Consider the following 21,560-nt stretch of genomic DNA (forward strand, 5'->3'; position numbering starts at 1 on the left):
TGCTGCGGGGCTTTTTGTTATCTAAAAAATCCCAGCAATCTTGCTGGGATTTTTCTAATCTTGGTTTTCCGGTTTATAAAAGTTGCGCCCATCCAGGCCAAAGATTCGTTCTGAAAATTCACCCTTTTCAGTATGATCAAGCGCACCCTTCATCATTTGAATTGAAGCATCAAGATCATCTAAATGATGTAAGATTTCGGCTTCCATTAAGTGCGGTTGAACCGGTGAGCCATATTCCATCAACCCATGATGAGCTAAAATCATATGCCGTAATAGAATCACATCTTGACTTTGCTGGTCAATTCCGAGTTTTTGACATGCCTCAACGATCTGCTCATCAATCAATACAATATGACCAACTAGATTTCCTTCCAACGTGTAGCGCGTTGCAATCGGTCCGGAAAGCTCAATCACCTTTCCAAGATCGTGTAACATTGCGCCGGCATACAGTAACGAACGGTCAACAAAATCGTACTCTTCAGTTACCGCCTTGGCCAACCGCAAAATTGACAACGTATGGTACGCTAATCCGCCAGCAAAAGCATGGTGATTCTTTTTCGCCGCCGGGAACGTGAAGAACCGGTCATGATACTTTTTTACCAGATAATGAACGATTTTACTCCATGTTGGATTCTTAATTTCCAAGAAAAAGGCATTAAAATCTTTTTCCATCGATGAAGTATCTTCCGGAGCTTTCGGAACAAAATCTAGTGGATCATTGGGCTCGCCATCATGTGGAAGATGAAGGTTAAAGATTTTGATTTGCGGGTTGTTTTGATAGTTTTCCCGTTTACCGGTAATATGAACGACCCGCCCTTCTTGAAAGTTTTCAATGTCTTCATCTGATGCATCCCAGAACTTTGCCATGATCTCACCGGAACGGTCACAGAAAATAAATGAGATAAATTTGGAGCCATTCTTCGCAATTCGGACATCTGCCGTTTTGATCAACGCAAACAGATCCATATTTTCATCAATTTCATAGTCAAAAATTTCTTTTGCCATCTGCCTCGCCTCTTTAAAATTCAATTTAAAAATTAATGGTTATTAATAAAGTTTTCGATTTGTTGTTTCCATTGACTAGCTTTCTGCTTGATCGTGTTGCCAATGTTTTGGCCATTTTCTTTAATATTATCCCATAATCCGCTCGCACTTGAACCCGGATTACTTGATTCGTTTGCAAGCGTTGAAGCCGCTTGAACGCCAAATGACGTTTCATTTGTTGTTGGAATGATTCCCTGCATTTCGGCCTTAAACAAGCCAGAGCCTTCATTAGCGCCATATTCGCCAAGGTTATACTTATCGGAATCATATCCCATCCACGTTGCAACCACAACATCCGGCGTATAACCAATAAACCAGTGGTCATCTTCGGCCGTTCCGTTTTGATTGATATCATCTGTACTTTGCGTTGAACCCGTCTTTCCCGCGATCGTATAACCAGATGGAGCGGCACTCACACCCGTTCCGTCCTTATAAACATCAATCATCATACTGGTCATTTCTTTAGCGATCTTCTTTGACATGATCCGCTTATGCTTAATATGGGTATTATCCACGATCACTTTACCTGAAGCATCTTCAATTTTAGTAATTAAATGCGGTTCATAACGAACCCCGTCATTTGCAAAGGCCGTATAGGCGCTTGCCATCTGGTAAGGTGAAACTCCCTTTTCCAAACCGCCAAGAGCCAAGCTTAAGTTATCATCTGCTTTGGTGAGCTTGATTCCAAATTTTTCAACGGAATCGTAACCCTTTTGAACCCCAATCTTGTTTAATAACCAAACCGCAGACGTATTTTTACTTAACGCCAATGCTTCATACATTGGGATTTTGCCGGCATACTGGTCATTCCAGTTTTGCGGCGTGTAATGGTTTGAACCGTATGATTGCAATTTATCTTCAACCATTGAATCATAGTGCCAACCGTTTTCCAATGCCGGAGTATAAACCGCTAACGGCTTAATGGTCGATCCTGGTGAACGGACAAGTTGCGTTGCCCGATTATATCCCCGGAACACGTGGGTTCCAGGCCGGCCCCCAACCAATGCAGTTACTCCGCCATTATCCGGATCAATCGCAATCGAAGCAGCTTGTGCTTCCGTTCCATCAGGTTGAGCCGGTGGGAACAGCGCTTGATCTTCAAACGCATTCTGCATTACTTTCTGCTGACTTTGATTCAATGACGTGTAAATCTTATAGCCACCGTTCATAATATCCTTTTCAGTCAAGCCATACCGGTTGATGGCTTCGCTAATGACCGCATCAAAGTAATACGGATAATTATAACCTGAATGATAGGTATAATTATCATGCGTAACCATTGGTGTTGCTTGATACTGCTTCATTTCACTCTTGGTCAGTTTTTTGTTTTCATACATAAATTGTAATACCAAGTTTCGCCGATCCCGTGAAGCCTTCGGATGATCAGCCGGATTAAACCCGTTTGGATTGGTCAGCATTCCCGCCAAAGTGGCAGCTTCAGGAACCGTTAACTGGGAAGCATGAACCCCAAAGTAACGTTCTGCCGCGTCTTCAACGCCCCAAACGCCATTTCCAAAATATGCATTATTTAAATACATCGTTAGAATTTCATTCTTACTGTATGTATTTTCAACCTGCATCGCAATGAAAATTTCCTTTGCTTTCCGCGAGAAGGTTTGCTGCTGCGATAAGAACGCATTCTTAACCAGCTGCTGGGTGATCGTACTTCCCCCGCTGCTGATCGTGCTTTCACCCATTAACCGGTTCCGAATCAGTAACACGACCGACCGGGCAATCCCTTTGACTGAGAAACCATATTCATGGTAAAAATTCCGGTCTTCGGTTGAAAGCACTGCATTCGGCATGTTTTGCGAAATTTTCGATAATGGGACCCACGTTCCCTTTTGCGAATAAAGCGAACCGGCTTTCTTTCCCGAAGCATCATAAATCGCGGTCGTCTGCTCAAGCCGGGCCTTCAAGTCACTTACATGGGCCGTCTTGGCAATAAACACAAGGCGAACACTGACCATCAAGAAGACGGAAAGGAATGCAATCAGCAACCATTTCCAAATTTGATAACGATGCCACTTTGCCTTGAACCACGTTTTAAAGCGGCCCCACTTATCGCGTATCCATTCTTTAAATTCAGAATCTTTCATTTAACAAATCCTCTAATCAATTTGATCCACATTCAAAAGTAATCTTTTTCATTATTATACCCTCTGAATGTGGCAAAATTATTAATTTTTTGAATTCAGCCTTTTTAGGCAGATAACCTTATTTTACCGAACTCGTTAAAAGAAAGCCAATTAGGTGTGACAAAACGTTAAAAACAGCAGAAAAGCGAGCGAATCGCGCTAGCATAGATTCGGAGGTTTGCGTCCTTCACTAGCTTCGCGTCGTAGCTCGTTTGTTTTGGAACCCGATTATGCGGATATAACAAAAAGGCTGCGACTTTGTGTCACAACCTCTCTCTTTTTTAATTACATTTCATCTGGAGCCTTAACACCCAATAAGCGCAATGATTCCTTCAAAACAGTTGCGACACTTTGAACAAGGGCTAACCGTTCATTCTTTTGATCATCATCAACCAAAATCTTAGTATGGGCATAGTATTTGTTGAATGCCTTTGCTAAGCGAATTGCATATTTGGCAATTACTGATGGTTCATATTCTTCAACTGCCCGTTTAACCATTGCAGGGAAGTCGCCAAGCATCCGGACTGTTTCCCATGCATCCGGATCATTTAATCCTTCAACATGAAGATCAGTATTTTCATCAACGTCGGCCTTCCGTAAAATACTCATTGCCCGGGCATGTGAATATTGAACATATGGGCCAGTCTCACCTTCAAACCGAACAACTTCTTGCAAATCAAAGTCGAATTGATTCAACCGTTCGTTCTTCAAATCGTGGAAGACAACCGCACCAACGCCAACTGCATCCGCAACTTCATCCTTATTTTCAAGGGTTGGGTTCTTTTCTTCGATCTGTTCTTGAGCAAGTTTAACCGCATCATCAAGAACTTCTTCAAGTAAGATAATGTTACCGCGCCGGGTCGATAATTTCTTCCCGCCAGAAGTGATCAAACCGAATGCGATGTGGTGCATGTCGTCAGCCCAATCATCACCCATTTCTTTCAATACCGCAACTAATTGATGGAAGTGGTTTGATTGTTCATTTCCCATGACATACAATGATTGAACGAAATTGTATGTCTTCTTCCGGTAAATTGCAGCTGCTAAATCCCGGGTAATGTATAAACTTGTTCCATCTGATTTTTGAATCAATGCCGGGTTCAAGTCATACTTTGAAAGGTCAACGATCATTGCCCCTTGGCTTTCTTCAAGCAAGCCCTTTTCCTTCAATTCATCAATTACCGGTTGCATCTTATCATTGTAAAATGCTTCCCCGTTATATGAATCAAAGGTGATGCCTAACCGCTTGTAAATCTTCATGAAGAAACTCAATGATTCTTCCCGGAACCATTTCCAAAGGCGGGTTGCTTCTGGATCGCCATCTTCAAGTTTCTTGAACCATGCCCGGGCTTCATCATCAAGTTCTGGATGTTCCTGGTCTTCTTTGTGGAAACGCACATAGTACTTCAACAACGTATTGATTGGATCTTTCTTAACGTCTTCTTCATTTCCCCAAAGCTTGTAGGCTTCGATCAACTTTCCGAATTGAGTTCCCCAGTCACCTAAGTGATTGATTTTAATTGGGTTATAATTCGTTTTCTTTAAGATTTCTGCTAATGAATTTCCGATTACGGTCGACCGCAAGTGACCCATTGACATTGGTTTGGCAATGTTAGGTGATGACATATCGATCGTAACGTTTCCTTGGTAGCCTAAATCTTGATCACCATAGTGTTCCTTTTGGTCAAGAACTTCGCTTACAATTTCCTTGCCAAATTGCTTTTTGTCTAAGAAAAAGTTGACATATGGACCAGCCGCTTCAACCTTTTCAAATCCCGTTTGGTCAATTTTTTCCACAATATCTTGGGCAATCATTTGGGGTGCTTTGTGCATTACCTTGGCTAAAACAAAGGCTGGGAAAGCAAAGTCCCCCATTTTGATTGACTTCGGAACTTCGATTTTTTCATTGATTTCATTTAAATCCAAATCATCGCCAACAACGTTTGCGATTGCTTGGGCAACCATTTTCTTATAATCCATCGTAAAACCTCCTGTAATAAAAAAGTCTCTTGCAAAAAATGCAAGAGACGAGTTATCCCGCGGTACCACTCTAATTGATTAAAAGTAATCCACTCAAATATTTAGTTTGCTATTCTAAGAAGTGCGATTCAGTTTGTTCCTATATCCGGCTTCCATCATCCCGAACTCGCTGTAATATTTCCAAACCTACTAGTTTCTATCATCGAATATTTCAAAAGCGGATGACGAGAATCGAACTCGCGACGCCAGCTTGGGAAGCTGGAGTTTTACCACTAAACTACACCCGCATGTGAGTTTAGTATAGCATAAAACTCACTGAATGTCATTGATTATTTTTTGCTCTTTGAAGCTTTTTTCGCATCTTTTTCCTGTTTTTTCTTAAAACCATCTTCATCAAAAAGATCCTTCAAGCTGATGATTGCTTGGTTATGCAAGTCACCGGCTGCGATCTTATCCTTTGAATCAAAATCAGTAAATTGAACAAGCGCTGAATTTTCGTAAATCTTGCTAATTGTTCCTTTAAATTGGTGCTTCATTGGCCCAAATTTTTCGCAAAAAACAGTATCGCCAACTTTTAATTTCTTTGCCATTTTAAACGCGCTCCTTTACTTGAATTTCTTATCAAGACTACCAAATTTTACCATGAAATGCAACAACCGCGTTTTTTTCAAAATTGATTTCTCATTTTTTTCCATGTAGAATTGGAAAGGATTATTAATCAAAGGAGCATTCAAAATGATTACACTTGCAGGAATTATTGGTTCGGGCAAATCAACAATGACTGAGATTTTGTCAAAGGAGCTTGGTTCAAAGGCTTTTTTCGAACCCGTTGAAGATAACCCAGTTCTTCCATTATTTTATAAAGGAAATGAAATCGCCGCTAAAAAACGGGCAGCCGGCGATCAAAATGCAACCAACCCGTATACATATCTCCTCCAAACCTTCTTCGTGAACCGGCGTTTTCGGATGATCAAGGAAGCGAAAAAAGAAGCAAATAATGTCCTTGACCGTTCAATTTACGAAGACGCCCTCTTCATGAAAATGAATACCGATATGGGAAATGCAACTGCCGTTGAATATGCAACTTATCAAGAATTGCTGCAAAATATGCTCGATGAATTGCAATACGCAACCGGGGTTGATTCTCAAGACCTCATGATTTTCATCAAGGTTTCCTATGATACAATGTTGAAACGAATTCGCAAACGTGGCCGGGATTATGAACAGATTGAATCTGACCCAACATTACCGGAATACTACCAAAACCTTCTTCAATACTATGATCGGTGGTTGAAATGGTATGATAAATCACCAATTATGGTCATTGATGGTGATCAGTATGATTTTGTTGCCAATCCGGATGACCGTAATAAGATTCTTGATGATATTGAAAACCAATTAGTTAAACTTGATCATCTTACAGCTGCGGAAGCTGCAAAATTGAAAGCTCAACGCCGGAAATAAATAAAAAAATAGCGATCAGCATTTTTTGCTGGTCGTTATTTTTTACTCGTTAAAACCTGAGCTGCTTGCAAATCGATTTTATTTGAAACAATGCACGTTAAAGTATACAAATCAAGGAAGTAAACTAAAATTCCCATTGATTGGGCTGCAATCACTAAGATCAATGATGTCCAAAATAAAACCTGACTTAAAATTGCCCACTTTCGTTTTTCATGATTCAAAGCTTTAACCGTCTTCATTTCCGTTGCGGATAAATTTCGCGGATCGCGCGGCGCAACTGACATTCGAATCTTCATTAACTTAATATTGATGCGGATATTCCACACTGTCAAAACCGCAAGGACGACCCACACAAGGATACTTCCAACCTTTATCGACATTTATAAAATGCCCTCTCTCTAATTAACTTAAATCTTTCAGCAAGCATTATACCATATGACAGATTCTTTCAATCAAGAAATCCCAACTTTTTTGCGATGTTTTAATGACTAAAATCTATTCGCTTAATTTCCTTGTCATCTTTGAATATGATACTATTAAGGTAATAAAGTTAAGGAGGAACGATATGACGACAATTGACTGGAAAAAAGAAGCTGAAAGCCGTAAAGATGAACTTTTAGCAGATTTAAAGGCAATGTTACGGGTTAAAAGTGTCCGTGATGAAAGCAAGAAAACTGAAGATGCTCCTCTTGGCCCAGGACCAAAAGCTGGATTGGATAAGTTTTTAGGAATTGCTGAACGCGATGGCTTCGCAACTAAGAACATTGATGGCATGGCCGGTCAAATCGCATTTGGCGACGGCGATGAAACCCTTGGAATTCTTGCCCACGTCGATGTTATGCCCGCTGGTGAAGGATGGAATACTGACCCATTCGAACCAGTAATCAAAGACGGTAAATTATATGCCCGCGGAGCTTCAGACGACAAAGGTCCAAGTATGGCATGCTACTACGGGTTAAAAATTATCAAAGAACTTAACTTGCCGGTAAGCAAGAAAGTTGCATTCATCCTTGGAACTGATGAAGAAAGCTCATGGCGCGGAATGGACTACTACTTCAAGAACATGCCTGAACCTGACTTCGGCTTTTCACCAGACGCCTTCTTCCCAATTATCAACGGCGAAAAAGGAAACGTAACGTTTGATGCCAAATTCGATGGCACAAACGGCGGCAAATATGAATTGGTTAAATTCAATTCTGGCTTGCGGGAAAACATGGTCCCACGGGACGCTGAAGCATGGGTTAAGGCTACTGATTACAAGGAAATGATCAAAGCATTTGATGAATTCATCGCTGAAAACCCGGTAGTTGGCGAAGCTGATATTCGCGATGGTCAACTTTACATTCACATGATTGGGAAAGCTGCCCACGCTCAAGAACCAAAACGGGGAATCAACGCTGGAACATACTTAGCCCTCTTCTTGAATCAATTTGATTTTGAAAACGGGGCCAAGGACTTTATCACCTTTGCAGCTGAAAAACTTCACCTTGATTCACGGTTGAAGAACTTTGACATGAACTATACGGATGATGTGATGGGTGACTTAACAATGAACCCTGGCCTCCTTTCATTTGAAGATGGCAAAGAAGGTTCAATCACCCTGAACTTCCGTTATCCAAAAGGTACTGATCCTGAATACATCGAAAAGGGATTGAACACGGCTGCTGATGAATACCACGTTCACTTTGAAATGCACGATGGCGGCATGGTTCCGCACTACGTTGACGAAGACGATCCGTTAGTGAAAACATTATTAAATGTTTACCGCGAACAAACTGGCGAAGATGCTCATGGCCAAGTTGTTGGTGGCGGAACGTACGGTCGGTTAATGAAGCGCGGGGTTGCCTTTGGCGCAATGTTCCCAGGTGTTCCTGACACAATGCACCAACCAAACGAATTCATTCCGGTTGATGACTTGATCAAGGCCGCAGCAATTTATGCTCAAGGGATCTATGAATTGATTAAATAAAAACGAAGGTGTGACAAAACGTTAAAAACGAGCGTGGTGGAAGCAGAAAAGTGAACGAATCGCGTCAGCATAGATTCGGAGGTTTTCGAATTAGCTTCGCGTCACCACATAGCTCGTTTGTTTTGGAACCCGATTATGCAAGGATAGCAAAGAGGTTGCGACTTACGTCACAACCTCTTTTATACTAACTTAAATGAGGGAAACTATGCGAATTGATAAATTATTAAGCAATCTTGGAATTGGCACTCGCTCTGAGATCAAAAAAATGATCAAACAAAAACAAATTAAAATCAACGGTGAACTTGTCAAAAACGGAAAAGATCAACTTGACCCTGATTCTGCTCAAGTTAGCATTAACGATCGGCCGGTTGCAATTCAATTAACAAAGTATTTAATGCTCAATAAGCCGCAAAACGTGATTACCGCAACCGAAGATGCATCCCAACGGACCGTTCTTGACTTAATTGCCCCGGATGATTTGGTTAAGGGACTCGCGCCGGTTGGCCGTCTTGATAAGGATACAACTGGGCTTCTCTTATTAACGAACGACGGTCAACTCGCTCATCGGCTCCTGGCACCGCATAAACACGTTGCCAAAACATATCAGGCAACGATCGACGGAATCGTCAATGACGATACGATTGCCCGTTTCAAAGCCGGGATTCGCCTAAAAGACGGTACGCTCTGCAAACCAGCCACGTTAAAGATTATTTCAGTTGTTGAAAAAGACAATCAATCGGAAGTTGAAATCACAATTACCGAAGGAAAATATCACCAAATCAAGCGGATGTTTGCGGCGTGCGGCATACATGTGGCAACGCTGAACCGGATTGCGATGGGGCCGTTGAAGTTTGATTCATCTCTAAAACCCGGCCAATACCGTCCCCTTTCTGAAAATGAAATTCAAGCATTATTGAAATTAAAGTAAAAATAAAACCGTGAAGATTCACGGTTTTATTTTTTATCCACAATTTCTTTTCATAAAACTTTGTAAGTGACTAATAATATCTGTTGGTAAAACAACATATTTCTCTTCAGCTAACTTATCAGCAATTTTACTGTGGGTAAATACTGCTGCCTGAATCCGGTCTTCAAATGAAGCATCAAACTGGGCAATAAACGCCGCTAAAATGCCCGTTAACGTGTCGCCCATTCCGCCAGTCGCCATTGCCGGGCCACCAACCATTAGCTTCCGGATTTCGCCATTTGAAAAATAAATTTCAGAATGATGTTTCTTCAAAATCACGGTAGCATTCAAGCTTTGTTGTGCTTCCTGATTTCGATGAGTATTATTTTGTTCACTAATGGGAATTCCACTTAACCGTTGCCATTCCATTTGATGAGGAGTGTAAACCACATATGCATTTGTTGGAATAGCATCCTTTAAAGCTGCATTTTGCGCAACTAAAGTAATTGCCGAACCGTCAATAATCAATGTTTGATTCGATGCGATGTTGGTAAACACCGTTTGAATTACTTTTTCGGCGATTGAATCATTTCCTAATCCTGGTCCAAGGACGATCACATCCACTCCCTTGATCAATGAAATGAATTGAGGTGCATCTTGATAATCTACAAACATCGCTTCTGGAATTACGGAATGGACCGCCGTTAAATTCTCCCTGGCAGTCGCGATTGTGACTAATCCTGCTCCAGCGTGGACCGCGGCACTGCCGGCCATGATCGCCGCCCCACCCATATTCGGATTACCACCCACGATCAACACTTTGCCAAACGTCCCCTTAAAACTGTTTTGTGGACGTTGGTGAATAATTTTTTTCAAAATATCAGCTGTGATGGTTTGCATGGAATCGCCTCTTTTCAGGGATATTATAACAAAAAATCCCATTACCCTCCTCGGAAGATAATGGGAAAATTTTAATGTCCACGATGTTTTTGTTTTTTCTTTAATTGTCGAATTTCAAACTTCTTCCTTTTATGATTTGCTTTTTCTGCTTGCCGCTCCCTATGACTTTGTTGTTTTCGCATTTCAAAGTCTGCCTTAAGGGCTTGTTGAGCCTTTGAACCATAAAATTCAGCGTGAACTTGTTTTTGAGCTTCCCGTTGCATTCTTTTAGGATTGACTCGCTTGACCCTCGTTGAATCAAGCGTCTCTTTTGAAAAGTGAATTGTATTCCAACGCTTTAAAACTAACCGATATATATCACGGGTCTTTGGTAAACTTGTTCCCAAGTTGATTTTTGCGACTGCATATCGATCATCAACAAAGCGTTCAAAAATCCCCTTATAAAACGGTTTGTCAAAAACTACGGTCATGATCATTCGACATTTCATAACCGCACCTCCTTAATTAATTATTAAGTAAGAATGGACGACCTAAGGAGGAAGGATACTTCAGAAATCATTCTGGTTCGGACTACCAACCGAAACTGTGTTTTTATCTTACTAAGATCAGTATATCAAAATTTAACTCGCTTCTCTCTTACCTTTCCTCAAAATCAACACTATCAAACATGAAAGCAACGCAACCGGAGCTAATTGGGCATATACTTTGATAAATGCCTTTTTCAATTCTGACTTCGCCTTTTCTTTTACGTTTGAAATAATTCGTCTAATTGTTGAATTGATCTGTTGTACTTGTTGGTTAAATTTCGAAGCAACTTTCATGTAAGTTTCATGATAGACTGCTTGTTTGACTTTTTCCGGAATTTTATTTTCAGCAAGGCCTTTCTTTTGGAAAATGGCTTGAACCGTTTGAGTCGTAACTCGTTCAACTTGACTCTGTGGAACTTTAATTGGACTGAATTTTACCGTTACTTTTGAATCAGTACTATTTTGGACATTTTCAATTTTTTGATCTAATTTATGCTTCAATTTGTTCTTAACTTGCTGGGTTAATCCACTTTCAGCAATTTGCTGATTTCCATAGTCTTGAATCGTCTGCTTTGCACTTGATACATTTCCATTCAGTAATGTCATGCAGATTGCAATTGCCGTTACTAACCCTACCTGTCGTAAAACATTCATTACACTCTGCGACGATGTCAACCTTTGACCTTTAAAATCAGCTGCTGAAATCACGGCCGTTGGTCCGGCAACAATTCCATATCCGCATCCCAATAAAATTGAACCAATCATCAGGCGGTGATATAAATTAACCTGTAATTTACTCAAAAAACAATAACTGACAAAGATCAAAATAAATCCAATCAAAATCATTAAGCGGTTGTTGATCTTCTTTACTAATAATGACGCAATGATAACTGCTAAAAACACCGTGATTGAATACGGTAAAATTCGAATTGCCGCTTGAAGTTCTGTCAATCCCTTAAATTTAACAAGAAATGTCGGAATTAAGATTACAAATCCCCCTAAGAAGAAACTGCTAATTGCTAATGCCAATGAAGCCCCGTCAAAATTCCGACTTTTGAACAATGATAAGTCAATCATTGGTTTGGCACTTTTCATTTCGATAATAATAAATCCCACTCCGCAAATTACCGATAGCCCAAATAACGAGATAATTGCAGGTGAATCCCAATGCCATTGTCTTCCTTGAACTAATCCTAGGGTTAATCCAAGCATCATCCCGATACTCAAAATCGCACCTAAAAAATCAATTTTTACATTTTTAAGTTTCTTTTCATGTTTCAAATTCATACAAAACGGAATTAAAAGAATCAATCCGATCAAGAATGGAACATTGATGAAAAATACACCACGCCATCCAAAGTATTTTGAAATCAATCCGCCAGTAACCGGGCCAACCGCTGCTGCAAATCCCTGACAACCTCCAACCAAAGAAACGATCTTATTTCGATCCTGTTGCGCAACGATTTCCATTCCAATAATCGTTCCCAGCGGAAGAATAAAGGTTGCGCCTAAACTTTGAATGATCCGACTTCCATATAGAAAGCCAAGACTCGGTGCGCATCCACTTCCGATTGATCCAATTAAAAACAAAATTAACCCATATAGCAAATACCGGTTTTTACCATAAATTTCCGCAATTCGGGCTGCTAGCAATGTAACCGAAGCAAAAATAATTGCATATAAATTCACAGCCCATGAAACTTGATCCAAACTTGCATTTAATCCACTTTGAATTTTAGGAATAACAATTGTCATAATTGTTGTATCTAGCATACAAAGAAAATTTGAAATGCAAAGGATAACCAAAACTAAACGATTCTTTCCTTTTACCATAATTGATCTCCTTACTAGAACAATAATTTAACAAATTGTAACGTTACACTTTGTGCTATGTGGTACACTTGTACCATAAGCTAATTTAAGATTAAGCCGTTCTTCCACTGAAGTAAATACTACTAGCAAAATCTTAACTAAGAGGACATTTTGGATAAATTGTTAGATTGAGGAGTTTATTATGTCGCGTCGAATTGCAGAACAAACAAAAGAATGGATCATTGAAGCCTTTATTGACCTGTTGAAAACTAAATCATTCGAAGAAATTAAAACAACTGAAATTTGTAAAAAAGCTCAAGTTTCACGGAATACGTTTTACCGAAAGTTTAATTCCAAAAATGACATTGTCGAAAAAATTGCTGATAATTTGATTGTAAATTACATTTCACAAATTCAAAACAAATCACCTGAGAAGTTTCAAGACTTAATTACCATTGTCTTTCAATTTGGAAAGGATAACTTTGAAATTCTTAAGACTTTATCTGACAATAATCTGCTTTCAATTGTCCTAAAAAAGCTTAATTCACTTGGGCCAAAACTATACCAATCGGTCGAACTCCCCTGGCATACTTTTAACACCGACGATTCAATCAAAATTATGATGAACTTTTTTATTGGCGGTTTTTGGAATATCTTAACTGACTGGATCAGTAATCCTTCAAAATACTCAATTGACGAATTAGCTGAAAAAACAACCGCTGCCCTTGAAAATGTAATAATGTTTATCTGATTTTCCCTTGTACATCAACCTAATTTATTCTAAAATTTAGATAACAATTAAAAGAAAGAGGCATTCGATATGGCTGAAAAGTTGACTAAAGAAGAACTTGAAGCATTAGAAGCTGTTTTAATGCACGACAAGAAGTTATACCAAAAAATTGTTGAATTGAATAAATAATTCTGAAACAGGTTGTGATGAGCAACCTGTTTTTTACTTAAGTGACACATTTGGCTGACACCCACACCTTTCACCGTGTGTCAATCATGTGTCAGTGTTCACGAATTATCTTCAAATTAAAATTTATAAAAAATAAAAACGCCTATTTCAAGGCGTTTTCGTGATTTAAATAAAAGATACTATTTAAGATTATGCCGCTAACAGGAGTCGAACCTGCACTGGGAAAACCCAACAGCGACCTGAACGCTGCGCGTCTGCCAATTCCGCCATAGCGGCAACAACAAGGTTTATTTTACACTAAACCCCGTCTAAGATTCAAGAATTATTTTTTCTTATGCAATAAACTGACTGCTGTCCCATAACCGTGAAGAACGATATACTTCGGTCCAACGGATACCCGGACAACTTGTGGTTCAAAGCGAACGTTGATGATTCCGTCAGCATTTTTAGCAACCGCCTTTTCAATTAATTTCATTTCAACTTGTTCATATAAGTCATCAAAATCATCAACGCGTTCAAGTTCGTCGGCATGCAGTTCTTCCTTGACCGTTGCGTTTACAATTCCGTGAATTGCGTATCCTTGATTTAATCCACCTGTTGATAAAAACATTCTTAATATTCCTTTCCTACTTGATAAATTCACTTACAATGTTCAAAACTTTTTGGCGGCGCTCACCATCAAGTAAATGACCGGCACCTTCAATCAAATGCAATGTACTGTTGGAATAGCCATCGTCATATTTGATCGATGCATGCGGGTCAACTACTTGATCAGCCGTGCCGTGAATAAGGCACACTGGTCCATGATATTCACCTGCCGTTTCATAAATCGGCAATGTCTGAGCGATTCGCAAATAAAACCCGCCTAAATCGTAATGATCTCTTAAATGCTGCTTATCTGGAATATGTTGCGGATCATAAATTAATCCTTGGGTATGTCCGGCAAGCGCATCCGTCTTCAATGTTGCTGCCGGGGCCATCAAAACTAATTTATCAATACATTCATGATAATAACCAGCAAGCATACTTGCGACCACGCCGCCCTGTGAATGCCCTAACAAAAAGATATGTTCAACTTGCGGCATTTGGCGGACATAATCCAAAATTGCCCGGCCATCGCTGACTTCATTCATAACCGTCATATCAGTAAAACTTCCATCACTTTGACCATGACCATTAAAATCAAACCGGACCGATGCAATTCCCATTTTCTTTAACATCTGTGCTAACTGATAATGTAAATTCCCGGGATTATTGCGGCCACAATTTCCAGTAAAGCCGTGCATCAAAATTGCCATATCATATTTATCTTTACCCTCGGGAATTTCTAAAACTCCACGAAGCGTTAATCCATCACGTTGAACTTGCACATTTGTCATCGGCGCCATCTCCTTACTTTTTATTGTACATGAATTGTCCTTAAAGAAAAAGAAGCTGCTAATAAGCAGCCTCTTTCATCTTTAATTTGCAACGATGTTGACTAACTTGCCCGGAACAACGATTACTTTCCGAACCGTCTTTCCTTCAAGTTCTGCCTTGATCTTTTCATCATTCATTGCTAATTCTTGGATTTCATCCTTTGATGCATCCTTTGCCACAACTAAGTGTTGCCGTTTCTTTCCGTTGACTTGGATTACAATTTCAACGTTCTTTTCAACTAACTTGTTTTCGTCGTATGTTGGCCATTCTGCATAGGTGATCGTTCCAACATGTCCAAGCTTCGTCCACAATTCTTCGGCAATATGCGGCATTACCGGAGCAATCAACTTCACAAAGCCTTCCATGTATTCAAGTGGAAGAATATCAGCCTTGTAGCATTCATTGACGAAGACCATCAATTGTGAAATTGCGGTATTGAAGTGCAAGTCTTCAAAGTCTTCCGTAACCTTCTTGACCGTTTGGTTGTAGATCTTATCTAACTTGCCGTCATTGGCCGTTGATACCCGATCACGCAACTTATCATCTTCATCGATCAATAAGTTCCAAATCCGGTTAACGAACTTGTAAGCCCCGTTTAAACCATCTTCAGTCCATGGCTTTGAAGCTTCCAACGGACCCATAAACATTTCGTAAACCCGTAATGTGTCGGCCCCGTATTTTTCAACAATATCATCAGGATTAATAACATTGCCCTTCGACTTCGACATCTTTTCATGGTTTTCGCCAAGAATCATTCCTTGGTTAACTAACCGTTGGAATGGTTCCTTTGTTGGAACAACGCCTAAGTCATAAAGGAATTTGTGCCAGAACCGAGCGTACAACAAGTGAAGAACCGCGTGTTCAGCCCCACCAATGTAAAGGTCGACCGGCATCCATTCTTTCAATTTATTGTAATCAGCCAAAGCTTCCTTGTTATGCGGATCAACGTAACGCAAGAAGTACCATGAACTTCCAGCCCATTGCGGCATTGTGTTTGTTTCGCGCCGGCCTTTCCGTCCATTTTCATCAACTACGTTTACCCAGTCATCAAGGTTGGCTAACGGACTTTCACCTGTTCCTGACGGCTTAATATTATCCGTCTTTGGAAGTTCCAATGGTAATTGGTCTTCCGGAACAAGCGTTGTTTCGCCGTCTTCCCAGTGAATAACCGGAATTGGTTCACCCCAGTAACGTTGCCGTGAGAATAACCAATCACGTAACCGGTAGTTGACTTTCTTGTGACCAACGCCGTGTTCTTCCAACCAGTCAAACATCTTATTGATGGCTTCTTGCTTATCCATTCCATCCAAGAAACCAGAGTTGATGTGTTTGCCTTCGCCGGTATAGGCTTCCTTTTCAATGTCGCCGCCTTCAATAACTGGTTTGATTGGCAAATCAAATTTCTTGGCAAATTCATAATCCCGATCATCGTGAGCTGGAACAACCATGATTGCGCCGGTTCCGTATGATGACAAAACATAATCAGCGATCCAGATTTGAATCTTTTCACCGTTTACTGGGTTAATTGCGTAACTTCCGGTAAATACTCCGGTCTTCGTTTTCGCAAGGTCTGTCCGTTCCAAATCTGACTTGTGCGAAACTTCTTCGATGTACTTGTCAACGGCATCCTTTTGATCAGCGGTTGTTAACTTCTTAACCAAATCATGTTCAGGCGCTAAAACAAGGACTGAAACTCCGTAAATCGTGTCTGGACGCGTTGTGAAGACTTCAATTTGTTGATCTTGCCCATCAACCTTAAAGTTCACTGCGGCTCCCACTGACCGGCCGATCCAGTTCCGTTGTTGTTCCTTGATTGCTTCTGGCCAGTCTAAGTCATCTAAATCATCGATCAACCGGTCAGCGTAAGCGGTGATTTTCAACATCCACTGTTTCATCGGCTTCCGCACAACCGGGAATCCGCCCCGCTTAGTTTTGCCATCAACGATTTCTTCGTTTGCGACAACCGTTCCTAAATCTGGTGACCAGTTAACCGGAACTTCAGCTTCGTATGCTAAGCCTTTCTTGTAAAGTTGTTCAAAGATCCATTGGGTCCACTTATAATATGACGGATCACTTGTATTAACTTCCCGGTCCCAATCGTATGAAAGTCCAAGTGACTTAATTTGACGCCGGAAGTTGTTAATATTCTTTTGCGTAAATTCACGTGGAGAGTGGCCAGTCTTTAATGCATATTGTTCAGCTGGTAAACCGAATGCATCCCACCCCATTGGATGAAGAACATTATATCCTTGCATCCGTTTCATCCGTGAAAGAATATCCGTTGCAGTGTATCCTTCTGGGTGACCAACGTGCAATCCTTGACCTGATGGATAAGGGAACATATCCATTGCGTAATATTTCTTCTTATTCGGATCTTCCGTTGTCTTGAACGTTTTATGTTCATCCCAGTAACGTTGCCATTTCTTTTCAATCTTTTTGTGATCGTATACCATCGTTTTGCTCCTTCATTTCAAAATTTAATTTAACGTAAAAAGTCCTATCCAAGCTTTCACTTGAATAGGACGAATTGATCGCGGTACCACCTATCTTCCGATTTGATCGGCTCTCAATAAGATAACGGCTTACCACCGCTTCAACCTACTTGATTCAGTCAAAGACTCAAAGGCGAGTTCGATAATACCTAGCTGAACATTCACACCGCCATGTTCTCTCTGAAAACCAAGCCATTATCTACTATTCCTTATCTGCGTTAAATGTTACAGTAATTTTATCATATCACCGGTTGCATTTCAATTCAGATTACCGGAGTTTCAACTGTTGTCCTGCATAAATTAAATCTGAACTTAAATTATTCAATGCTTTTAATTGGTTTACCGTTGTGCCGTTCGCAGACGCAATCTGCCATAATGAATCGCCGGACTTGACCGTATACGTTGCTGAAGCCGTTGAAGTTGCTGAAGCTGACTTTGTAGAAGAAACATTCAGCGTTTGTCCAACGTAAATTGTATCATTACTCAAATCATTCTTCTGCTTCAACTGAGCAACCGTCATATCATTGGCATTCGCAATTGACCATAGTGTATCTCCTGATTTGACCGTGTATGTGCCATTCGATGTAGGTGACTGTGTAGAAGCAGTTGATTGGCTGTGTGAGCCCGTTGAAGCTGTCTGACCAAGTGATAATACCTGACCGACGTAAATCGTGTCAGAACTCAAATGATTGTTCTGCTTTAACGCATTCACCGTTGTATCATGATCGTTCGCAATCCCCCACAAAGTGTCGCCAGCTTTAACCGTATACGTCCCTGCATTTTGGCTGGACTGGTTCGTTTGTGAATTTGATTGGCTCGCTTGCGAATTCGTTTGCTCTTCCTTGATCCGTAATTGTTGGTCAACGTAAATCGTATTGGTCGTCAAATTGTTCATCTGTTTCAAATGGCTAACTGTCAAATCATTACCCATCGCAATTTTCCATAGTGAATCGCCCGCCTTAACCGTATAGAAATCACTTGAATTTGATTGACTTGGCTGGGACGATTCTTGTTGAGTCGTTGATCGTTGTTTCAATTTCAACACTTGACCAACGTAGATCGTATCCGATGTTAAATCATTAATTTGTTTCAAGTTATTGACCGTCGTATCGTGCGTATTTGCAATCCCCCATAAAGTATCACCTGATTGCACAGTGTAGGTATCAGTCGTTGATTGCGGTGTTTGATTTGACGTTGAATTTGATTGTTGCTTTAATTTCAACACTTGACCAACGTAGATCGTATCCGACGTTAAATCATTAATTTGTTTCAAGTTATTGACCGTCGTATCGTGCGTATTTGCAATCCCCCATAAAGTATCACCTGATTGCACAGTGTAGGTATCAGTCGTTAATTGCGGTGTTTGATTTGACGTTGAATTCGATTGCTGCTTCAATTTCAAAACTTGGCCGACGTAGATTACATTTGAAGATAAATTATTAATCTGCTTCAAATTGTTGACCGTTGTCCCGTATGTCTGTGAAATTCCCCACAATGAATCGCCGGCTTTAACCGTGTATGTGTCTGGAATTTGATTTCCATTTCCAGCTGAAATTTGACTTTCGTGTTGATTGCTATTTGCTGCATTTGAATTTTGCTGGTTTTGGTTCGTCGATGAAGTTCCTGTATATACATCATACCGGGTCAGCTCATAATCACTGATCATCCGGTCAAGTGAATTTGCGTAATTTGGATCAGTTGCGTAAGAACCATATACTCCGTACTTTAAGTTAGCCGCTGCAATTTGCGGAGTAGCGGCATTCGCCCGGGTTGAATTTGGAAAATTATTCTTGATTAACTGAGCATAACCAGTTAAGGAATCATAATAACTGTTATAACTTTGAAACTTTGCATTAATCGTATGCCATTGACCGCCATAATACTCTTGAGTCGGCATCGTAACATAGTTACCCGTTCCATTCCACTTGACACCAAATAAATTATGACCTTGAGTACTTAAAGCACTATTTCCCCAGCCGCTTTCTAACGCTGCCTGCGCAATCATTACAGAAGCATAGATTCCATTTTCTTGGGCAACTTGCTGTGCGACTGGTCCGATCGTATTCAAAAATGATTGAACGTTTTCCGGATATGATGAAATTTCGGCAGCCCATTGTTTTTGCAAGTCCTGTTCAGATGGTCCTGTTTGAACAGCTAAATTTTGCTTTTCAGGTTTAACTGATGATTGTGAACCTGATGATTCGCTCTTCGAACTTGAAGAGCTTGCTACTGAACTTGCTGTTGATGAGCTTTCGACCGTTTTATTTGGTTCATGATTTTGCAAAGACGATGCGTTTGTCACTGAAGCTGAAGACGCACTCGAACTTTTAACGTTTGAACTACTTTGACTTGAGTTTTCACTTTGTGATGAAGCATTCTTCTCTATATTTAAGCTCGAACTTGAACTTGACGAGTAAACGACTTCCCGGGTAACCCGTAATCCTGCTGCAACCGATGATGATTGGACTGAACTTAAAGTTGACGACTGTGAACTCGATTGAGCAACCTTACTCGTACTCGATGACGCTTCGTTTGTCTTATCTACATGAACGGTTGTATCCGCTTGGACCTTATCCTTATTTCCCATTAACAATCCAACAGTTCCAACCATTAACGAGGTTCCTAAAGCGGTTGTTACTTTCTTAACCTTTTGAATCTTTTTTAAATGATGTAATTCTCTTCGACTTGTAATTCGACCTTTTCTCTTCTTCATTTTCATACCTCAAATTCAAATTTATATTTTACTTTATATCGTAAAATACTTATAAAATCAAAGGAAAACCATCATCTAAAATAAATCTTATACAATTCATTAACTCTCCCCTCTTTTGATAATTCGTTTCAGTTTGAGATTGAGAATTTAGAGCACAAAAAAAGCATCGCCGAAGCGATGCGTAATTATAAGTCACACGGTTCGTACGGGACTCGAACCCGTGATCTCCTGCGTGACAGGCAGGCGTCCTAAACCAACTAGACCAACGAACCATATTGCGGGAGCAGGATTTGAACCTACGACCTTCGGGTTATGAGCCCGACGAGCTACCAGACTGCTCCATCCCGCGATAAGGAATATGTATAAGAAAGAAATGACCCGTACGGGATTTGAACCCATGTTACCGCCGTGAAAGGGCGGTGTCTTAACCACTTGACCAACGGGTCATATTGGCTTACGGAGAAGGGGGGATTCGAACCCCCGCGCCGTGTTACCGACCTACGCCCTTAGCAAGGGTGCCTCTTCAGCCACTTGAGTACTTCTCCAAATGGATCTGAATGGACTCGAACCATCGACCTCACGCTTATCAGGCGTGCGCTCTAAACCAGCTGAGCTACAGATCCATTCAATATAACAAGTTATTCAACTTATTAAGCGGGTAACGAGAATCGAACTCGCGACAACAGCTTGGAAGGCTGTGGTTTTACCACTAAACTATACCCGCATTAGGGATAATGGCGCGGGACAGAATCGAACTGCCGACACAAGGAGCTTCAATCCTTTGCTCTACCGACTGAGCTACCGAGCCATCAAACGGTTCGTACGGGACTCGAACCCGTGATCTCCTGCGTGACAGGCAGGCGTCCTAAACCAACTAGACCAACGAACCATAATTGCGGGAGCAGGATTTGAACCTACGACCTTCGGGTTATGAGCCCGACGAGCTACCAGACTGCTCCATCCCGCGATTATAATAAGGAGGATGGGAGATTCGAACTCCCGCGCCGAGTTGCCCCGACCTGCCGGTTTTCAAGACCGTTCCCTTCAGCCAGACTTGGGTAATCCTCCATGATATTTAATTAAGTGGACCTTGTAGGACTCGAACCTACGACCGGACGGTTATGAGCCGTCTGCTCTAACCAACTGAGCTAAAGGTCCAAGTTCTTAGATCCAATCGCGGCAGGGGGGATCGAACCCTCGACCTCTCGGGTATGAACCGAACGCTCTAGCCAGCTGAGCTACACCGCGATGAAATATTAATTGAGAAAAACTCATT

16 protein-coding genes, 14 tRNA genes and 1 other annotated feature are annotated in these 21,560 nt (G+C 40.8%); of the genes, 4 read left to right on the forward strand and 26 right to left on the reverse strand.

From position 1 onward, the window contains the following. Window positions 1–54: 54 nt before the first annotated feature. From Q3C15_RS07420 to Q3C15_RS07440, 5 genes are all read right to left on the reverse strand, one after another. Window positions 55–1,005, reverse strand: coding sequence for a 3'-5' exoribonuclease YhaM family protein (locus Q3C15_RS07420; RefSeq protein ID WP_064207742.1), 951 nt, complete (start codon window positions 1,003–1,005; stop codon window positions 55–57). Window positions 1,006–1,037: 32 nt separating this feature from the next. Then, window positions 1,038–3,143 (reverse strand): PBP1A family penicillin-binding protein, encoded by a 2,106-nt coding sequence (locus Q3C15_RS07425; protein WP_302704812.1) that lies wholly within the window; start codon window positions 3,141–3,143, stop codon window positions 1,038–1,040. 324 nt (window positions 3,144–3,467) lie between these two features. After that, the gene (gene argS / locus Q3C15_RS07430; RefSeq protein WP_283601102.1) at window positions 3,468–5,162 is read right to left on the reverse strand and encodes an arginine--tRNA ligase; all 1,695 of its coding nucleotides are present in this window, start codon (window positions 5,160–5,162) and stop codon (window positions 3,468–3,470) included. Window positions 5,163–5,378: 216 nt separating this feature from the next. Continuing rightward, window positions 5,379–5,449, reverse strand: a tRNA-Gly gene (locus Q3C15_RS07435). Between the two features lie 42 nt (window positions 5,450–5,491). Next, window positions 5,492–5,752, reverse strand: coding sequence for a DUF2187 domain-containing protein (locus Q3C15_RS07440; protein WP_064207745.1), 261 nt, complete (start codon window positions 5,750–5,752; stop codon window positions 5,492–5,494). Window positions 5,753–5,897: 145 nt separating this feature from the next. Here Q3C15_RS07440 and Q3C15_RS07445 point away from each other — a divergent pair, with 145 nt between their 5' ends. Beyond that, entirely contained in the window at window positions 5,898–6,626 is a 729-nt protein-coding gene (locus Q3C15_RS07445) for a deoxynucleoside kinase (RefSeq protein WP_204779120.1), read from the forward strand. Between the two features lie 35 nt (window positions 6,627–6,661). Here the strand turns inward: Q3C15_RS07445 and Q3C15_RS07450 are convergent, their stop codons facing one another. Then, the gene (locus Q3C15_RS07450; protein WP_064207747.1) at window positions 6,662–7,006 is read right to left on the reverse strand and encodes a hypothetical protein; all 345 of its coding nucleotides are present in this window, start codon (window positions 7,004–7,006) and stop codon (window positions 6,662–6,664) included. 185 nt (window positions 7,007–7,191) lie between these two features. On the opposite strand from Q3C15_RS07450, the gene pepV reads away from it, so the two are divergent. Together pepV and Q3C15_RS07460 are read left to right on the forward strand one after the other, a co-directional pair. Further along, window positions 7,192–8,595 (forward strand): dipeptidase PepV, encoded by a 1,404-nt coding sequence (gene pepV, locus Q3C15_RS07455; protein WP_278852067.1) that lies wholly within the window; start codon window positions 7,192–7,194, stop codon window positions 8,593–8,595. A 205-nt stretch (window positions 8,596–8,800) separates the two neighbouring features. Then, window positions 8,801–9,523, forward strand: coding sequence for a 16S rRNA pseudouridine(516) synthase (locus tag Q3C15_RS07460; RefSeq protein WP_278852064.1), 723 nt, complete (start codon window positions 8,801–8,803; stop codon window positions 9,521–9,523). A 33-nt stretch (window positions 9,524–9,556) separates the two neighbouring features. Here the strand turns inward: Q3C15_RS07460 and Q3C15_RS07465 are convergent, their stop codons facing one another. The 3 genes from Q3C15_RS07465 to Q3C15_RS07475 all read right to left on the reverse strand — a co-directional run bounded on the left by Q3C15_RS07465 (window position 9,557) and on the right by Q3C15_RS07475 (window position 12,762). Beyond that, the gene (locus Q3C15_RS07465) at window positions 9,557–10,402 is read right to left on the reverse strand and encodes an NAD(P)H-hydrate dehydratase (RefSeq protein WP_302704813.1); all 846 of its coding nucleotides are present in this window, start codon (window positions 10,400–10,402) and stop codon (window positions 9,557–9,559) included. Between the two features lie 71 nt (window positions 10,403–10,473). Further along, a complete protein-coding gene (locus Q3C15_RS07470; protein WP_283601100.1) occupies window positions 10,474–10,890 on the reverse strand; it encodes a YjdF family protein in 417 nt (138 codons plus the stop codon). A gap of 132 nt (window positions 10,891–11,022) precedes the next feature. Continuing rightward, on the reverse strand, window positions 11,023–12,762 hold the full coding sequence (locus tag Q3C15_RS07475; RefSeq protein WP_302704814.1) for an MFS transporter: 1,740 nt from the start codon (window positions 12,760–12,762) through the stop codon (window positions 11,023–11,025). A gap of 181 nt (window positions 12,763–12,943) precedes the next feature. Between Q3C15_RS07475 and Q3C15_RS07480 the strand changes: the two genes are divergently transcribed. Next, entirely contained in the window at window positions 12,944–13,492 is a 549-nt protein-coding gene (locus tag Q3C15_RS07480) for a TetR/AcrR family transcriptional regulator (protein ID WP_302704815.1), read from the forward strand. A gap of 360 nt (window positions 13,493–13,852) precedes the next feature. On the opposite strand, the gene Q3C15_RS07485 is transcribed toward Q3C15_RS07480, so the two are convergent. The 17 genes from Q3C15_RS07485 to Q3C15_RS07565 form a co-directional block, all read right to left on the reverse strand. After that, a tRNA-Leu gene (locus Q3C15_RS07485) sits at window positions 13,853–13,936 on the reverse strand. Between the two features lie 46 nt (window positions 13,937–13,982). Further along, window positions 13,983–14,270 carry a hypothetical protein gene (locus Q3C15_RS07490; RefSeq protein WP_057827846.1) on the reverse strand — a complete coding sequence of 96 codons (288 nt, stop codon included), beginning with the start codon at window positions 14,268–14,270 and terminating at the stop codon, window positions 13,983–13,985. Between the two features lie 16 nt (window positions 14,271–14,286). Then, a complete protein-coding gene (locus tag Q3C15_RS07495; RefSeq protein ID WP_302704816.1) occupies window positions 14,287–15,039 on the reverse strand; it encodes a S9 family peptidase in 753 nt (250 codons plus the stop codon). 81 nt (window positions 15,040–15,120) lie between these two features. Beyond that, window positions 15,121–17,532 carry a leucine--tRNA ligase gene (gene leuS / locus Q3C15_RS07500; RefSeq protein ID WP_302704817.1) on the reverse strand — a complete coding sequence of 804 codons (2,412 nt, stop codon included), beginning with the start codon at window positions 17,530–17,532 and terminating at the stop codon, window positions 15,121–15,123. 62 nt (window positions 17,533–17,594) lie between these two features. Next, window positions 17,595–17,796 (reverse strand) — a binding site (T-box leader). A 43-nt stretch (window positions 17,797–17,839) separates the two neighbouring features. Next, window positions 17,840–20,284, reverse strand: a complete 2,445-nt coding sequence (locus Q3C15_RS07505; protein WP_302704819.1) for a LysM peptidoglycan-binding domain-containing protein — start codon at window positions 20,282–20,284, stop codon at window positions 17,840–17,842. Window positions 20,285–20,481: 197 nt separating this feature from the next. After that, window positions 20,482–20,556: transfer RNA gene (locus Q3C15_RS07510), tRNA-Asp, on the reverse strand. Between the two features lie 3 nt (window positions 20,557–20,559). Then, window positions 20,560–20,633, reverse strand: a tRNA-Met gene (locus tag Q3C15_RS07515). Window positions 20,634–20,658: 25 nt separating this feature from the next. Next, a tRNA-Glu gene (locus Q3C15_RS07520) sits at window positions 20,659–20,730 on the reverse strand. Window positions 20,731–20,741: 11 nt separating this feature from the next. Continuing rightward, window positions 20,742–20,829, reverse strand: a tRNA-Ser gene (locus tag Q3C15_RS07525). A gap of 3 nt (window positions 20,830–20,832) precedes the next feature. Then, window positions 20,833–20,907: transfer RNA gene (locus Q3C15_RS07530), tRNA-Ile, on the reverse strand. Window positions 20,908–20,937: 30 nt separating this feature from the next. After that, window positions 20,938–21,008, reverse strand: a tRNA-Gly gene (locus Q3C15_RS07535). An 11-nt stretch (window positions 21,009–21,019) separates the two neighbouring features. Continuing rightward, window positions 21,020–21,092: transfer RNA gene (locus Q3C15_RS07540), tRNA-Phe, on the reverse strand. 6 nt (window positions 21,093–21,098) lie between these two features. After that, window positions 21,099–21,173 (reverse strand) — tRNA-Asp (locus Q3C15_RS07545). Between the two features lie 4 nt (window positions 21,174–21,177). After that, window positions 21,178–21,251, reverse strand: a tRNA-Met gene (locus tag Q3C15_RS07550). Window positions 21,252–21,260: 9 nt separating this feature from the next. Next, window positions 21,261–21,352: transfer RNA gene (locus Q3C15_RS07555), tRNA-Ser, on the reverse strand. Between the two features lie 16 nt (window positions 21,353–21,368). After that, a tRNA-Ile gene (locus Q3C15_RS07560) sits at window positions 21,369–21,442 on the reverse strand. Between the two features lie 16 nt (window positions 21,443–21,458). Next, window positions 21,459–21,532 (reverse strand) — tRNA-Met (locus Q3C15_RS07565). Window positions 21,533–21,560: the final 28 nt, after the last annotated feature.

This window comes from Ligilactobacillus sp. 110_WCHN (genome assembly GCF_030518115.1).
Classification (GTDB): Bacteria; Bacillota; Bacilli; order Lactobacillales; family Lactobacillaceae; genus Ligilactobacillus; species Ligilactobacillus aviarius_C.

Bases quoted from the DNA above. Each gene is read 5' to 3' on its own strand.
- Q3C15_RS07420 (WP_064207742.1), bottom strand. From the start codon at position 1,005: ATGGCAAAAGAAATTTTTGACTATGAAATTGATGAAAATATGGATCTG.
- Q3C15_RS07425 (WP_302704812.1), bottom strand. From the start codon at position 3,143: ATGAAAGATTCTGAATTTAAAGAATGGATACGCGATAAGTGGGGCCGC.
- argS (WP_283601102.1), bottom strand. From the start codon at position 5,162: ATGGATTATAAGAAAATGGTTGCCCAAGCAATCGCAAACGTTGTTGGC.
- Q3C15_RS07440 (WP_064207745.1), bottom strand. From the start codon at position 5,752: ATGGCAAAGAAATTAAAAGTTGGCGATACTGTTTTTTGCGAAAAATTT.
- Q3C15_RS07445 (WP_204779120.1), top strand. From the start codon at position 5,898: ATGATTACACTTGCAGGAATTATTGGTTCGGGCAAATCAACAATGACT.
- Q3C15_RS07450 (WP_064207747.1), bottom strand. From the start codon at position 7,006: ATGTCGATAAAGGTTGGAAGTATCCTTGTGTGGGTCGTCCTTGCGGTT.
- pepV (WP_278852067.1), top strand. From the start codon at position 7,192: ATGACGACAATTGACTGGAAAAAAGAAGCTGAAAGCCGTAAAGATGAA.
- Q3C15_RS07460 (WP_278852064.1), top strand. From the start codon at position 8,801: ATGCGAATTGATAAATTATTAAGCAATCTTGGAATTGGCACTCGCTCT.
- Q3C15_RS07465 (WP_302704813.1), bottom strand. From the start codon at position 10,402: ATGCAAACCATCACAGCTGATATTTTGAAAAAAATTATTCACCAACGT.
- Q3C15_RS07470 (WP_283601100.1), bottom strand. From the start codon at position 10,890: ATGAAATGTCGAATGATCATGACCGTAGTTTTTGACAAACCGTTTTAT.
- Q3C15_RS07475 (WP_302704814.1), bottom strand. From the start codon at position 12,762: ATGGTAAAAGGAAAGAATCGTTTAGTTTTGGTTATCCTTTGCATTTCA.
- Q3C15_RS07480 (WP_302704815.1), top strand. From the start codon at position 12,944: ATGTCGCGTCGAATTGCAGAACAAACAAAAGAATGGATCATTGAAGCC.
- Q3C15_RS07490 (WP_057827846.1), bottom strand. From the start codon at position 14,270: ATGTTTTTATCAACAGGTGGATTAAATCAAGGATACGCAATTCACGGA.
- Q3C15_RS07495 (WP_302704816.1), bottom strand. From the start codon at position 15,039: ATGACAAATGTGCAAGTTCAACGTGATGGATTAACGCTTCGTGGAGTT.
- leuS (WP_302704817.1), bottom strand. From the start codon at position 17,532: ATGGTATACGATCACAAAAAGATTGAAAAGAAATGGCAACGTTACTGG.
- Q3C15_RS07505 (WP_302704819.1), bottom strand. From the start codon at position 20,284: ATGAAGAAGAGAAAAGGTCGAATTACAAGTCGAAGAGAATTACATCAT.